The sequence below is a fragment of the Marinomonas fungiae genome, from assembly GCF_001418205.1.
In the GTDB taxonomy this organism is placed as follows: Bacteria; Pseudomonadota; Gammaproteobacteria; order Pseudomonadales; family Marinomonadaceae; genus Marinomonas; species Marinomonas fungiae.
On record NZ_LIQF01000015.1, the window covers coordinates 51,739 to 66,718 of the forward strand.

At 48.4% G+C, this 14,980-nt stretch carries 12 protein-coding genes and 1 riboswitch; of the genes, 7 read left to right on the forward strand and 5 right to left on the reverse strand.

The genetic code is table 11. The features are described from left to right. The first annotated feature begins 142 nt into the window (after positions 1-142). The 4 genes from ftsY (at position 143) to rpoH (ending at position 4,161) form a co-directional block, all read left to right on the forward strand. Positions 143-1,429 carry a signal recognition particle-docking protein FtsY gene (gene ftsY, locus ASC49_RS16890; RefSeq protein WP_082443868.1) on the forward strand — a complete coding sequence of 429 codons (1,287 nt, stop codon included), beginning with the start codon at positions 143-145 and terminating at the stop codon, positions 1,427-1,429. 38 nt (positions 1,430-1,467) lie between these two features. Beyond that, positions 1,468-2,139 (forward strand): cell division ATP-binding protein FtsE, encoded by a 672-nt coding sequence (gene ftsE / locus ASC49_RS16895; RefSeq protein ID WP_055464419.1) that lies wholly within the window; start codon positions 1,468-1,470, stop codon positions 2,137-2,139. Further along, positions 2,140-3,165: a permease-like cell division protein FtsX gene (ftsX, locus tag ASC49_RS16900; RefSeq protein ID WP_055464420.1), complete on the forward strand. Its 1,026-nt coding sequence runs from the start codon at positions 2,140-2,142 to the stop codon at positions 3,163-3,165. It begins immediately after the preceding gene. 129 nt (positions 3,166-3,294) lie between these two features. Beyond that, on the forward strand, positions 3,295-4,161 hold the full coding sequence (rpoH, locus tag ASC49_RS16905) for an RNA polymerase sigma factor RpoH (RefSeq protein ID WP_055464421.1): 867 nt from the start codon (positions 3,295-3,297) through the stop codon (positions 4,159-4,161). Between the two features lie 244 nt (positions 4,162-4,405). On the opposite strand, the gene ASC49_RS16910 is transcribed toward rpoH, so the two are convergent. The 5 genes from ASC49_RS16910 to metK form a co-directional block, all read right to left on the reverse strand. Further along, complete coding sequence (locus ASC49_RS16910; protein ID WP_055464422.1) at positions 4,406-5,269, reverse strand: energy transducer TonB; 864 nt, start codon at positions 5,267-5,269, stop codon at positions 4,406-4,408. Between the two features lie 9 nt (positions 5,270-5,278). Further along, on the reverse strand, positions 5,279-6,232 hold the full coding sequence (gshB, locus tag ASC49_RS16915; RefSeq protein ID WP_055464423.1) for a glutathione synthase: 954 nt from the start codon (positions 6,230-6,232) through the stop codon (positions 5,279-5,281). A 165-nt stretch (positions 6,233-6,397) separates the two neighbouring features. Then, complete coding sequence (locus tag ASC49_RS16920; protein ID WP_055464424.1) at positions 6,398-8,098, reverse strand: TolC family outer membrane protein; 1,701 nt, start codon at positions 8,096-8,098, stop codon at positions 6,398-6,400. Between the two features lie 143 nt (positions 8,099-8,241). Then, a complete protein-coding gene (locus ASC49_RS16925; protein WP_055464425.1) occupies positions 8,242-8,973 on the reverse strand; it encodes a 16S rRNA (uracil(1498)-N(3))-methyltransferase in 732 nt (243 codons plus the stop codon). 51 nt (positions 8,974-9,024) lie between these two features. Next, positions 9,025-10,188 (reverse strand): methionine adenosyltransferase, encoded by a 1,164-nt coding sequence (gene metK, locus ASC49_RS16930; protein ID WP_055464426.1) that lies wholly within the window; start codon positions 10,186-10,188, stop codon positions 9,025-9,027. 76 nt (positions 10,189-10,264) lie between these two features. Then, positions 10,265-10,340, reverse strand: a riboswitch (SAM riboswitch). A gap of 211 nt (positions 10,341-10,551) precedes the next feature. Between metK and tkt the strand changes: the two genes are divergently transcribed. The 3 genes from tkt to ASC49_RS16945 all read left to right on the forward strand — a co-directional run bounded on the left by tkt (position 10,552) and on the right by ASC49_RS16945 (position 14,861). Beyond that, positions 10,552-12,552, forward strand: a complete 2,001-nt coding sequence (gene tkt / locus ASC49_RS16935) for a transketolase (protein WP_055464427.1) — start codon at positions 10,552-10,554, stop codon at positions 12,550-12,552. 68 nt (positions 12,553-12,620) lie between these two features. After that, complete coding sequence (locus tag ASC49_RS16940) at positions 12,621-13,652, forward strand: type I glyceraldehyde-3-phosphate dehydrogenase (RefSeq protein WP_055464428.1); 1,032 nt, start codon at positions 12,621-12,623, stop codon at positions 13,650-13,652. A gap of 45 nt (positions 13,653-13,697) precedes the next feature. Continuing rightward, the gene (locus ASC49_RS16945) at positions 13,698-14,861 is read left to right on the forward strand and encodes a phosphoglycerate kinase (RefSeq protein WP_055464429.1); all 1,164 of its coding nucleotides are present in this window, start codon (positions 13,698-13,700) and stop codon (positions 14,859-14,861) included. Positions 14,862-14,980 lie beyond the last annotated feature (119 nt).

A 14,980-nucleotide genomic window follows, 5' to 3' on the forward strand; every position in this document is an offset into this window, starting at 1 on the left:
TTCCACGAAAGTGGGGCTTTTTGCCAATAGGAATGATGCTAAAATTACCGCTTTTAACGCAACTACGCCCAGCATGGCTTAGCCGAATTGGCGCGTCGCGACTCAGTTACCCCGATAGTGGGATTAATTTAGAGAGATGTGAATGGAATTTGTAGATCAGATTATCGCCTATTTAACGCCGTACTTCGGTGAATATGCTCGCTTTGCACCCATTGGTTTAGGTGTTTTGTTGGCCATCATTGCCTTCTTTATCAAACGTTCTGTGATGAAGAGTATGGATGCCGACATCAAAGCTGCGAAACAGAAGCCTGTGGCGTCGGAGCAGGAGGAAACGCCAGACGATTCTGCACCAGCACAGGAAGTTCAGCTTGATAGCGCTCCAACGCCTGAAGCTGAGCCATCTGAGCCCGTTGCAGCACCAAAAGACGCAGCGAAGGTTGAGCCAGTTGCGAAAACTGAGCCAAAGCCTACTCCGAAAGTCGCTCTCCCTACAGAGCCTGAACCTGCGCCAACACTTTCTTGGTCGCAGCGTATCAAAGCGGGTCTTGCTCGCACCCGTGGCGGCTTTGGTCTGTCGTCCTTATTGATGGGCGGCAAGAAGATTGATGACGATTTGCTAGAAGAGTTAGAAACTCAGCTTTTGATGGCCGATGTGGGTGTGGCTGCGACACAAGCGTTGATTGATACCCTGACAGAAAAGCTAAACCGTAAAGAATTGAAAGATACGGATGCTCTGATGAGCACCCTAAAGAGCGAGTTAAAAGACATTCTTGTCGACTCAGAAGAGCCGCTTGATCCGGTAGCGAAAGACGGTCCATTTGTAATCTTGATGGTCGGTGTCAACGGTGTGGGTAAAACCACGACGATCGGTAAGCTGGCGAAAAAATACCAAGCAGAGGGTAAGAGCGTCATGCTCGCTGCTGGGGATACTTTCCGTGCTGCTGCGGTTGAACAGCTACAAGTATGGGGTGAACGTAATAACGTACCTGTTGTAGCACAACACACTGGTGCGGACTCTGCGTCGGTAATTTACGATGCCATCGAATCAGCCAAATCACGCGGTGTGGACATCGTCATTGCTGATACCGCTGGTCGTCTGCAAAACAAAGCTAACCTAATGGCAGAGCTTGAAAAAGTCGTTCGCGTTATGAAAAAGCTGGACGTTGCTGCGCCACATGAAGTGATGTTGGTATTAGATGCGGCCACTGGGCAAAACGCTTTGAGCCAAGCCAAGTTGTTCACCGAAGCAGTAGGGGTTTCGGGTATTACTCTGACTAAACTGGACGGTACTGCTAAGGGCGGCATTATCTTTGCCATAGCCAAGCAGTTTGGCTTACCGATCCGTTACATAGGGGTTGGAGAACAAGCAGATGACTTACGTCCATTTAAGTCCCAAGAGTTTGTTGACGCTTTATTTGATAGTGAGTAACAGGTAGATTACACCAGTCAACAACAGAGGATGTCGGCGTGGAAATTGAGTTTCAACGAGTTGGAAAAAAATACGAGAGCGGTCATGATGCGTTGTCACAGGTGAGTTTTCATCTGCGCCAAGGTGAAATGGCCTTTCTTACTGGTCACTCGGGGGCTGGTAAAAGTACCCTGATGAAACTCATAATGATGATCGAGCGTCAATCCACCGGCAAAATCCTAGTCGATGGCGTGGATTTACATACCTTAAGTCAGCACGCCATTCCTTATCATCGTCGCCGTGTTGGCGTGGTATTTCAAAACCACCAGCTGCTATTTGATCGTAGTGTGTTCCACAATGTGGCCTTGCCATTACAAGTCAGTGGCGCGGACGACGATCAAACTGGAAAACGAGTGCGTGCGGCGCTCGATAAAGTCGGGTTATTGGGGAAAGAAAAGCTGAATCCAATGGCGCTTTCTGGCGGTGAACAGCAGCGTATCGGCATTGCCCGTGCTGTGGTGAATAAGCCGCAGCTCCTGTTGGCAGATGAACCAACTGGTAACCTAGACCCGCGTTTATCAGCAGAAATCATGAACCTGTTTCAAGAGTTCAATCGAGTAGGTGTAACTGTATTGGTTGCGAGCCATGATTTGGCGCTGGTAGCGCGTATGCGACATCGTGTGTTGACCCTAAATCAGGGGCGAATGGTCAATGACGGGGGATTTGCTTAAATGGCAAGACCTCCGCAACAACCGCAGAGACCCTCCCAACGGGGGGCGACGCGTCAAAACCACTCTGTGCAACAAAAGCCTGCATGGCGAGCACAAGGTTTTGATCTCAAGCTTTACCTGCGTCAGCACCAAGCCTTTCTCATTGAAAGCTTCACTCGTTTAATTGGCCATCCGTTGGCCAGTATTATGACCATCATGGTCATTGCGATTTCACTATCGCTACCGGGTGGCTTGTTTGTACTGCTAAAAAACGTTCAGTCTGTGACCGATCGTTGGGAGCAGCAGTCGGTCATTTCCTTGTACCTTTTTCCAAGTTTGGAAGATACCGAAGCGTTATCGCTTTCTCATCAGCTGTCGAGCCGTGCTGATGTGGCGTCGGTGGAATATATCTCGAAAGAGGAAGGTTTGCGGTATTTTGAACAATCCAGCGGTTATGAACAGATTATGTCGACCTTGCCGGAAAACCCGCTGCCGATTGTGCTAAAGGTGATCCCTAAGGCTATTGTGGATTTAAACACCTTGCCTGATCTGCAAACGCTACGTGATCAATTGCAAAGTCTGCCGCAGGTAGAGCTAGCGCAACTGGATGCAGAATGGTTACAGCGGTTAGCGACAATGATTAGTTTCGGTGAGCGCTTTGTCTACGCCATTTCAGCATTATTGATCATTGCTGTGCTTTTAATTGTTGGCAACACGATCCGGATGGCAGTAGAAAGTCGCCGCGATGAAGTGCTCGTCATGAAGCTAGTGGGGGCGACTAACAGCTATATCCGTCGTCCTTTCTTATACATGGGCTTCTGGTTTGGTCTTCTAGGTGGCTTATTTGCTAGTATTTGTATCCTGCTATTGTCTTGGTGGGTGAGCGCGCCAGCGGCGCGTTTAGTGGAGCTCTACCATGCAGGGTTCGAACTGCAAAGTTTTAATGCAGTCGAAATAATTATATGTTTAACTATCAGCGCGGTGATTGGCGTAATCGGCTCTTGGGTCGCTGTTAGCCGTCATATTCGCAATATAGAATTACAGTAATTGGGGAAGAAAACGCGTATCAGAGTTGACGATTCTGAGTGAATTCTCCTCATTTACAGCACATACAGTGTGAACTTTGTTGCTACTATTTGCTCATACTCAGTATGAACACGAAGAGGTGAAATAGAAATGGGTAAAGCTCTCCAGCCAATCGACATGATGACTCCGGGACAAAATCTTGAGTCGTATGTACAGGCCGTTAGTACCATTCCAATTTTGTCAGCGGAAGAGGAAAACGAGCTAGCGGAACGTTTGTACTACCAAGGCGATCTTGAAGCTGCGCGTTCGTTGGTTATGTCTCATCTGCGTTTTGTCGTACATATTGCTAAAAGCTACTCGGGTTATGGTCTGAACCAAGGTGACTTAATCCAAGAAGGTAACGTCGGTCTGATGAAGGCGGTTAAACGCTTTAATCCAGAAGTGGGTGTTCGCTTGGTGTCCTTCGCTGTACATTGGATCAAAGCCGAAATTCACGAGTTTATTCTGAAGAACTGGCGTATTGTGAAAGTGGCAACCACAAAAGCACAGCGCAAAATGTTCTTTAATCTACGCAGTGCTAAGAAAAGCCTGACTTGGCTGAGCAACTCGGAAGTGGAGTCTGTTGCTAGCGACCTAGGTGTGACCCCAGAAGTGGTGCGCCAAATGGAAGGTCGTATGAGCTCAACGGATATGGCATTTGATGCCAGCAGTGACGATGACGATGATAATGCATTCCAAGCGCCGGCTAATTACCTAGAAGACTCTAGCTACGACCCAGCGTTGATGCTTGAGCACGGTAACTGGGAAGCGGATTCTAATCGTCGTCTTGAAAGCGCTATGATGGAGTTGGATGATCGCAGTCGCGATATCTTGGTGAAGCGTTGGTTGAATGACGACAAAGCTACTCTGCACGATTTGGCCGATGAATATGGCGTGTCTGCGGAACGTATTCGTCAGCTTGAAAAAAACGCGATGAAGAAGATTCGCTTGGCGATGGGTGAAGCGGAATTCCACTAAGCACTAAGTCTTAACCCTCGTTAAACATCTTAAGAAGCCCTCCACCGTGAGGGCTTTTTTTGTTTGTAGGAAATAAGATGGACTCGCCCTCCTACAAGAGTCATCCACCACAACAAGCTTTTAGAGTGATGCTCTGCGTCTGATTTGCGCTGACGCGTCGGTGTCGAAGAATGAGACGAGACAAGCGCAAGCAAATTGGATTGCAGAGTTGAGCTCCTCTACGGAGGTTCTAAATCAAGATAGCTTACTGGCTACGGAGCTGATCACCCGGTACAAATTGCCAAGTACGGATGATTTCCAGCTGGTCGACTTCTTTTTTCAATTCAGAGGGGAAGGCATCAAAGGGCTCTGCGAGACGCACAATACGCATGGCGGCGTCATCCAAAACTCGAACACCTGAGGAATGCAGCACTTCAATACTGTCCACATAGCCATTTGGCAGCACGGATACTGCCAGACGAAGTTGGCCGTAAAGATGGTTTTGCTTGGCTTCTGAAGGGTAGTGAATGTTACCGATACGTTCAATTTTACGGCGCCAGTCATCAAGGTATTTTGCATCGATGGCGGATTTCGCTGAAACCGATGTAAGTCGGCGAATGCGGGGACGTTTGGCGTAAGACTGGCGCTGTTGATCGAGTAGAGCTTCTAAGGTGGCAATGTCGCTGGAAAGGCGGCTCGGTACTTGGGTTTTGCCAATGAATTGCTCTTCTAGGGTTTTGTTTTGTTGCTCGGGGTCGTCAAGTACGCGAAACACATCGCTTTGATTACGGCTGGCGATCAGCTCTGGGTCTTTGACCGGCTCTGCGGAAGCTAATTCCGGCTGCACTGGGGGGGTAATATCTTGAATTTCATCAGCTCGGAACTGGGCGGTCTCTGTTGTGGTGAGTTTTTGCTTGCGCAATTCCGTGCCACTGGCTTGTTGATTCGCTTGTGCAATGAAATCCGCTTCTTTCGGGGCTTCCGACTTGTGTTGGACTAGAGTCACTTCGAGCGCTTTTCTAGGTACGGCTTGCCCCAAGGAAAAGTCAAAGTTCACCAAGGTTATCGCCACCAAGTGCAAACTGATGGCGATAAATAAGGTGATAGAAAAGCGGTCGATCGTGCGCATGAATTTAAATTAACGAGCGCTTAAGCGCGCTTCGATCGAATCCATCAATGTCATACCGATATCTAACCCAAATTGCTCATCTAGCTGACGAATGCAAGTTGGACTGGTGACGTTGATCTCTGTCAGGTAGTCACCGATAACGTCCAGGCCAACAAACATCAGGTCTTTTTCTTTCAATGTTGGGATCACTTGGTCACAAATCCAACGCTCACGTTCCGTCAGTGCTCGGCCTTCCCCGCGCCCGCCAGCGGCCAAATTGCCACGGGTTTCGCCGGAGGCTGGAATGCGTGATAAACCGTAAGGAATGGGTTTGCCATCCACGATTAAAATACGCTTGTCACCATCTTTGATTTCGGGAATGTATTTCTGAGCCATGATTTGCATCGCTCCCATTTCGGTTAGGGTCTCGATAATCACGTTGACGTTAGCGTCGTCTTCTTTAACTCGGAAAATTGAGCTGCCCCCCATGCCATCTAGGGGTTTAAAAATGACGTCTTTGTGTTCTTTGTGAAAGGCTTTTAGCAAGTCTGCTCGACGAGTCACCAGTACTTCAGGGCAACATTGCGGGAATTGTGTGGCGAACAATTTTTCGTTGCACTCAAGTAAAGCTTTCGGATTATTAACGACCATGGCACCGTCACGCTGCGCTTGATCAAGAATCATGGTTGTGTGCATGAAAGGAATGTCGAATGGCGGATCTTTACGCATAAGGACAACGTCTAAATCGCCCATAGCCATTACTTCCTCGGCTCCCAATTCATAAAAGTGATCAGGGTCTTTAAAAACAGCTAACGACTTGGTCAACGCGAACGCTTTGCCTCGGTCTAGGTACAGGTCTTTTTGCTCCATGTAGTACAAAGACCAACCTTTTTCAGCGGCTGCCCAAAGCATGGCTAGTGACGAGTCTTTTTTGTAATTAATGGACGAGATGGGATCCATTACAATGCCGAGTTTAATGGTCATGGTGTACGCTTCCTGTAACAGCGCATAGGCGTTAAAAGGCCCAGCTTAAAAATAGAAATATAGGGAAGAGTATAAGGACTCAAGACAGGAAAGATAAGGGTTGGAGTAAGAAAATATCGGATAAGGGATTGCGGCACAGCAAGCAGCCGTGCCGCAACGGTAGAATTACCAGCCGCCCATATTTTCCGTTGCATCAATAAAGATCACACCATCATCATTAATGGTGGTATTGCCTTGAGGGAAATTATTACTCGGCGCCGCCGGTTGGCTCGGCGCTTGATAGCGAGCAGGTGCCTGCTGGTAACTTGGCGTTACTGGCGCTGGCTGAGTTGTGGCTGGGTAAGCTTGGGCTGGTGCTTGACTAGGTTGGCTCGGCGCCGTGTATTGCGGTTGAGCTGGAACCTGGTAGCTATTGCCACTGTTTGGAACTGAAGCAGGGACATACGGCGCTGGAGTAGGTGTTGTCGTTACTGGCTGAGGTGCAGTGCTGGTTTGTTGAGGCACAGGTGCTGCAGCTTGCTGCACCGTACGCTGTCTAGGCAGCGTTTGTTGTTCAAAGCCCAATTCCTCTGGCTGATAAATACGCATGGCGCGCATCAAATCGCCTTTACTGTTAAACAGGCGGAATTCTGAATACAGTTCGTCGTAATCTGCGTTAACGTAGTCTTGGCGCGCTTCAAATAGCTCGTTTTCGCTGTCCAGTACGTCTAACAATGTACGTCGGCCCAAGTTAAATTGCTGCGCGTATGCTACTTGAGACTCTTTTGTTGCAGTGACGTATTGCTGTAAGTAGGTCTTTGAGCCTAGTGATGCTTCGTAGGAGGCCCACGCTAGGCGAGCGGTTAGTTCTGCTTCACGGGTAGTATTGCGTTGAATTTCAGACGCTTGAATGTTTTGCTGCAATGCGGCTCTTTGTGCTCTCTTGTCCGCACCACCATTATAAAGGTTGTAATTCAGACGCAACATTGCTGTTAGGTCCTCATCGCTGCCTTCTCTACCATCGATGTTGTCATCAAATGAACGCTCAACAACAAAGTTTAGCTCAGGGTAGTAGTTTGACTTGGTAGCGTTCACATAATGATCTGTGGCTTCTACATCCCAGCGGGCAGAGTCAATAGCGGGGTTGTTTTTTAATGCTTGATCAATGGCATCCGCTAGGCTTGTTGGCAGCAGTGCGTCATCTGGCTCAGGGTAGATAAGTTCTTCTGGTGGCATCTCACCGACAACATTTTTGTAGTTCGCTTCTGCTGTACGTAAATTATCTAGCGCAGATAAGCGATTGGCTTCCGCTTTGGCCAAACGTGCAGAAATCTGGCTGAAGTCTGACTGACGACCTACACCTGATTCGCTGGCGGTACGTATTTGCTGATAAATGCGGTTGTGTGTCTCTAGATTAGATAAGGCCAATTGATACAACTCGCGGTTACGCAATACATCCGTATAGGCTTTGGAGACCTCTAATGCTTTATTTTCAACTTGTATTAGGGCATTCCAGCGATTGGCTTCGGCCTCGGCATGTAAACGTTTCACGTCGGATGTTGAATTGAAACCGTTAAAAATAGGCTGTGTCAGTGTGATGGCTAACTCTCGTCGCGTTAAAGAGACGTCTTCGCCTGTCCCTTGATAGTCATAGGTCGTTTCATGTCCGATACCAGCACTTAAATCAATAGATGGATAAAAGCCGTTTCGACGCGAAACTTCTGTGTTTTCCAGACTCTCTTTGAATAGAGCAATGGCTTGTCGAATTTTAGGGTTGCTTTCGACAGCTTGATAGGTTGCTTCTTCTAATGTGATACCTAGTGCTGGTAGGGCACAAAAGGAAGTTGCTAAAGCAATACTGCTAGCTACTAATTTTCGTCGGAACATGGGCTTCACCTAGCGGTTTAAGAATGTAAGACCTGAGTCTATTTTGTATAAAAATTATGCAGGTATTAGTTTATGAAACTAATACATCCAATAACAACATCTTAGTGTTACACCTTTAATTGATGTGTAACGAAACGTAAACTTCAAATGTCGCCCCACAGTAGATTTAAAGCGGTTAGGGCGACGATAGGTGCTGTTTCTGTCCGCAGTACCCTTGGTCCCAACGCTACTGCTGCAAAACCTTCTTTTTCAGCCAATGTTACTTCTGCCTCAGTTAAACCGCCTTCTGGGCCGATTAATAGGGCAACTTGTTGATTATTAGGTTGTTTAAACGCATTGATTGGGCGAGCGCTATGGTGGTGTAGTGCTAGCTTTAACATATCTTTACATTCTTTAACCCAATCTTCTAAGGCGATTGGAAAACCTACTTCAGGTACGACTCCACGACCAGATTGCTCCGCAGCGCTGATGGCAACTTGTTGCCAATGTTGTACGCGCTTTTCTAAGCGTGCATCGTTCAGGCGTACTTCACAGCGCTCACTAAACAAAGGTTGGATTTTATAAACACCAGACTCCACTGCTTTTTGAATGGCGTAGTCCATACGCTCACCACGGGAAATGGATTGGCCGATGGTCACTTGCAGAGGGGATTCGTTATGCAATTCAACAAAGTCGAAAACAGCGATTTGTGCGCTGCGTTTTTCTACATTTACCAGCTTTGCATTGTATTGGCCGCCTTGGCCGTTAAAGAGAATAATGGGATGATCTTCTTTTAAGCGGAGTACTTTACAGCAATGCTGGAACGCTCCGTCAGGCAAGTCAAAGGTGGTGTGTTCAGTAAGTGGTAGATCGACGTGGATACGTGGAATGCGCATAAATAAAAAAGCCCTCTGTTGAGAGGGCTTTTATAACGGAAATCCGCAGAATTATAAACCGGCAGCTTTACGAAGCACGTCAGCTTTGTCTGTGCGTTCCCAAGTGAAGTTTGCTTCTTCGCGACCAAAGTGGCCGTAAGCCGCTGTTGGTAGGTAAATTGGGCGCTTAAGATCTAGCATCTTAATTAGACCCGCTGGGCGCAGTTCAAAGTGCTCGCGAACGAGCTGAGTGATCAGTGCATCGCTTACTTTGCCTGTACCAAAAGTGTTGATGCTGATTGATGTTGGCTCAGCCACACCGATGGCGTAAGACACTTGGATCTCACACTTGTCCGCAAGGCCAGCGGCCACGATGTTCTTTGCAACGTAACGGCCTGCGTAGGCAGCAGAGCGGTCTACTTTGGATGGATCTTTACCAGAGAACGCGCCACCACCGTGACGTGCCATACCGCCGTAAGTGTCTACGATGATTTTACGACCCGTTAAACCACAGTCACCCACTGGGCCGCCAATGATGAATTGGCCAGTTGGGTTGATGAAATACTTGGTGTCTTTCGATAGCCATTCTTCAGGAAGAACGGGTTTAATGATTTCTTCCATTACCGCTTCGCGAAGGTCTGATTGCTTCACGGCAGCACTGTGCTGTGTCGACAGTACCACTGCATCAATCGCGCAAGGTTTGCCATTTTCGTCGTAACGGAAAGTTACCTGGCTTTTCGCATCTGGGCGAAGGAAGTCTAGCGTACCGTTCTTACGAACTTCGGCTTGGCGTTGGACCAAACGATGTGAATAGGTAATCGGAGCTGGCATGAGCACGTCAGTTTCGTTAGTCGCGAAACCGAACATTAGACCTTGGTCACCGGCGCCTTGCTCGTGATCGTCCGCTTCGTCAACGCCGACTGCGATGTCTACCGATTGCTTACCGATGGCATTAAGAACCGCACAAGATTCCCAGTCAAAGCCCATTTCAGAACTGTTGTAGCCGATTTCACGAACCACGCCACGCGCGATTTCTTCGATGTCGACCCACGCGTTAGTACGAACTTCACCTGCAACCAATACCATGCCAGTTTTGACAAGGGTTTCGCAGGCAACGCGTGCTTCGGAGTCTTCTTTTAGGATGGCATCCAAGATCGCATCGGATACTTGGTCTGCAATTTTATCTGGGTGGCCTTCAGAAACAGATTCTGAAGTAAATAAAGAATATTCTGACATGTTTGTGCCTCTATAGATGTAAATTCTAGAGCGCCAAACAGGCATAAAAAAACCCGCTTAGCTGAAGATGTTGCTAAACAGGCTGTTCTGCTTCTGTTTAGCTGATTTTATATAGCGTCCGCAAGCCGAAACAAATCGACGCTGTGGCGCGAATGATGGACCAACAACGACTAAAATTCAAGCAATTAAGCGCTTTTGATAGGGTACGAACGCGTCTTTTTTGCTATGATTCTCGCCATCTTTGTGCAATTTCATTTTCTTTGCTCAATTATTGAGCGCCAGCAAGCTGTGGACGTTGCAAGGACTCGGCTTAGCGTGGAGAATGAAACGACATTTCGTACATTAACCAGGAGTGGATGATCAATGCCGTCTCGTAAACAACTTGCTAATGCTATTCGCGTACTCAGTATGGACGCGGTTCAAAAAGCAAAATCTGGACACCCAGGCGCCCCAATGGGCATGGCTGATATTGCTGAAGTGCTTTGGAATGACTTTCTAAAACACAACCCAACTGACGCTAAATGGGTCGACCGTGACCGTTTTATTCTGTCAAACGGCCACGGCTCTATGTTGATTTACTCGTTGCTACATCTTTCAGGCTACAACCTGTCGATAGAAGACTTGAAGCAATTCCGCCAACTGCACTCAAAAACTCCTGGTCACCCTGAGTATGGTTATACGGAAGGCGTTGAAACAACAACAGGTCCTCTAGGCGCTGGTATCAGCAACGCTGTCGGTATGGCGATCGCTGAGAAAACCCTAGCGGCACAATTCAACCGTGAAGGCCACAACGTTGTTGATCACAACACCTACTGCTTCCTAGGCGACGGCTGTATGATGGAAGGTATCTCCCATGAGGCATGTTCTCTAGCGGGTACCCTAGGTCTTGGTAAGCTGATCGCATTCTGGGATGACAACGGCATCTCTATCGACGGCCATGTAGAAGGCTGGTTCACAGACGACACACCCAAACGTTTCGAGTCTTACGGCTGGCATGTGATTGCTGACGTAGATGGCCACGATCCAGAAGCGATCAAAGCGGCGATCGAAGCAGCGAAAGCGGAAACTTCTAAGCCAACACTGATTTGCTGTAAAACGATCATCGGTTTTGGCTCACCAAACAAATCAGGTTCTCACGATTGTCACGGTGCGCCACTAGGTGACGAAGAAATCGCTGCAGCACGCGAATTCCTAGGTTGGCCACATGCGCCATTCGAAATCCCTGCGGATGTTTACGAAGGTTGGGACGCGAAATCAAAAGGTGCGGCAGCACAATCTGAGTGGAACGCAAAATTTGAAGCGTACCAAGCCGCTTACCCAGAGCTTGCAGCAGAATTTGAACGCCGTGTTGTAAAAGGTGAATTGCCAGCAGACTTCGCTGAAAAAGCGGCAGCTTACATCAAAGAGTGCCAAGAAAAAGGTGAAAACATCGCCAGCCGTAAAGCGTCTCAAAACGCGATCGGTACCTTCGGTGCCATCCTGCCTGAATTGCTAGGTGGCTCGGCTGACTTGGCGGGTTCTAACCTAACCCTATGGTCTGGCTCGAAAGGTATTCAAGAAGATCCAGCGGGTAACTACGTATTCTACGGTGTGCGCGAATTTGGTATGAGCGGCATTATGAACGGTGTATCGCTACACGGTGGCTTCATCAACTACGGCGCGACCTTCATGATGTTCATGGAGTATGCACGCAACGCAGTTCGTATGTCGGCTTTGATGGGCATTCAGAACATCTTCGTTTACACCCACGACTCCATCGGTCAAGGTGAAGACGGCCCAACGCACCAACCAGTTGAGCAACTTGCTAACCTACGCATGACGCCAAACATGGCCGTATGGCGTCCAGCGGATGCCACTGAAACAGCGGTAGCATGGGCGGCGGGTATCCAGCGCCGTTCGGGTCCTACGTCTTTGGTCTTCAGTCGTCAAAACTTACCAGCGCTTGCACGTACAGAGGCTCAAGTAGCGGACATCGCGAAAGGTGCTTACGTACTGTCTGACTGTGACGGCACGCCTGAACTGATTCTGATTGCAACCGGCTCTGAAGTGTCTCTAGCGATGGATTCTGCGAAAGCATTGGCTGAGAAAGGCACGAAAGTTCGTGTGGTATCTATGCCATCTACGGATGCCTTTGATGCGCAAGATGCAGCCTACCAAGAGTCTGTGCTACCAAGCAGTGTGACCAAGCGTGTGGCAATTGAAGCAGCGCATGTTGACTACTGGTACAAGTACGTTGGCTTTGGTGGTGCAATGGTTGGTATGCGTACCTTTGGTGAATCTGCACCAGGTGGCGACCTAATGAAACACTTTGGCTTCACGGTTGAAAACGTGGTGGCCACAGCAGAGAAACTGCTGAACGCCTAACGGCTTCACAACGAAAGAGGAGCTTCAGGCTCCTCTTTTTTGTTGCTTTAAGATGATTTAAGAGAACTATGTTGCGAGTAGCGATTAACGGCTATGGCCGAATTGGCCGATCAGTGCTTCGAGCGATCTATGAAAACGGCTATCAAGACCGTTTGCATGTGGTGGCGATTAATGAATTGTCTGATATAGAGACGATTAGTTATTTGACGCGCTATGACACGACCCATGGCCGTTTCCCCAAGCCTGTCTCGATCAAAGAAAACAGCTTGATGATCGGTGAAGATGAAATTCAGTGCTTTAGTGCTGTCGCACCTGAAGATTTGGATTGGGCCAGTTTGCATGTGGATCTCGTGCTGGAGTGTTCCGGTGTCTTTACCGAGCGGGACCAGATTCAGCGTTTTATCGATGCTGGTGCGCCGCGTGTGCTGTTATCACAACCTGCATCCGCGGATGTAGATGCGACCATTGTTTATGGTTTTAACCATGAAGCGGTGGTGGCGGCCCAGACCATCGTATCGGCTGCGTCCTGCACCACGAACTGCGTGATTCCGGTATTGGATACGCTGCAAGCTTTGTGTGGTGTCGAGCATGGTGCGACGCAAACGATTCATTCGGCGATGAATGATCAGCCGATTATCGATGCTTATCATACGAAAGATTTGCGTTTAACTCGTTCAGCAATGAGCTCGATTATCCCGGTGAATACTGGACTTGATCGCGGTATTGGCCGCATGATGCCGGAGCTGGCGGGCAAGATCAGTTCAAATGCCGTGCGTGTACCCACCATTAACGTATCGTTAATTGATATGGTGGTACGCACTCAGCAAGAGGTGACGACCGAACAGGTGAATACTGCACTGCAGGTGGCAGCATCTTCAAAATATGCTGGATTATTAGGCTACACTCAGGAAGCTCACGCATCGGTAGATTTTAACCATGATCCACGCTCGGTGATTATTGACGGTACTCAAACTCAGGTCGTCGATGGCCGCTTGATTAAGCTCTTGTGCTGGTTTGATAACGAATGGGGCTATGCAAACCGTATGTTGGACGTGGCTTGCTATTGGCAACAATTATTGGAAGACAGTGTCGCGCAATAACTGTGCACTGCACTGACAGATTTTAAAAACGACGAGGAATCGTGCATGACCGTAATTAAAATGACCGATTTGGATCTTGCGAACAAACGTGTGTTGATTCGAGAAGACCTTAACGTACCTGTGAAAGATGGCAAAGTGACCAGTGACGCGCGTATTCGTGCGGCGCTACCAACGCTAAAGCTTGCGCTAGAAGCGGGTGCGAAAGTGATTGTAATGTCCCATCTTGGTCGTCCAACAGAAGGCGAATACGAAGAGCAGTACTCAATGCAACCTGTTGCCGATCATCTAGCAGGTCTTCTAGGTCAGGACGTCCCACTAGTGAAAGACTGGTTGGATGGTGTAGAAGTAGAAGCTGGTCAGCTTGTTTTGGTTGAAAACGTACGTTTCAACAAAGGCGAGAAGAAAGACGATGAAGCACTTTCTAAGAAAATGGCAGCGCTGTGCGATATCTACGTGATGGATGCCTTCGGTACGGCGCACCGTGCGCAAGCTTCAACGCACGGTGTGGGTAAATTTGCACCAGTTGCTTGTGCTGGTCCTTTGTTGGCCGCTGAGCTTGAGGCGCTTGAGAAAGCTTTGGCTAAGCCAGCTCGCCCAATGGCGGCGATTGTGGGCGGCTCGAAAGTATCGACTAAGCTTACTGTGCTTGAGTCGCTATCCGACAAAGTAGATCAACTTATCGTGGGTGGCGGTATCGCCAATACCTTCCTAGCAGCTGCAGGCTTTCCTGTGGGTAAGTCACTGTACGAAGAAGATTTGATTCCTCAAGCGAAAGCCTTGATGGAGAAAGTGGATATTCCTCTGCCTGAGGACGTGGTTGTCGCAACGGAGTTCTCTGCCGACGCGCAAGCGACGGTTAAAGATGCGAAAGATGTGGCTGCAGACGATATGATTCTAGATATCGGTCCTAAAGCGGCGGCGAAGCTTGCTGGCCTTTTGGAAAGTGCGCAGACGATCATTTGGAACGGTCCAGTGGGTGTGTTTGAATTCGATCAGTTCGGCGAAGGTACTAAGACACTTTCAATGGCAATTGCCAACAGCAAAGGTTTCTCTATTGCCGGTGGTGGTGATACGCTAGCAGCGGTCGATAAATATGACATTGCAGCGCAAGTGTCTTACATTTCTACTGGTGGCGGTGCTTTCCTAGAGTTTGTTGAAGGAAAAGTGCTACCAGCTGTTGCTATGTTAGAATCACGCACGCAAAATTAGTGTAAAGCCGAAGGCTTATACTTGAATAAGACAGGGATAACCCTGCACGATGAGATGTGTCACGATGACCATCTCATCACTGTAATCACTAACACTAGAGAGTGACCGGTCTGTCATTA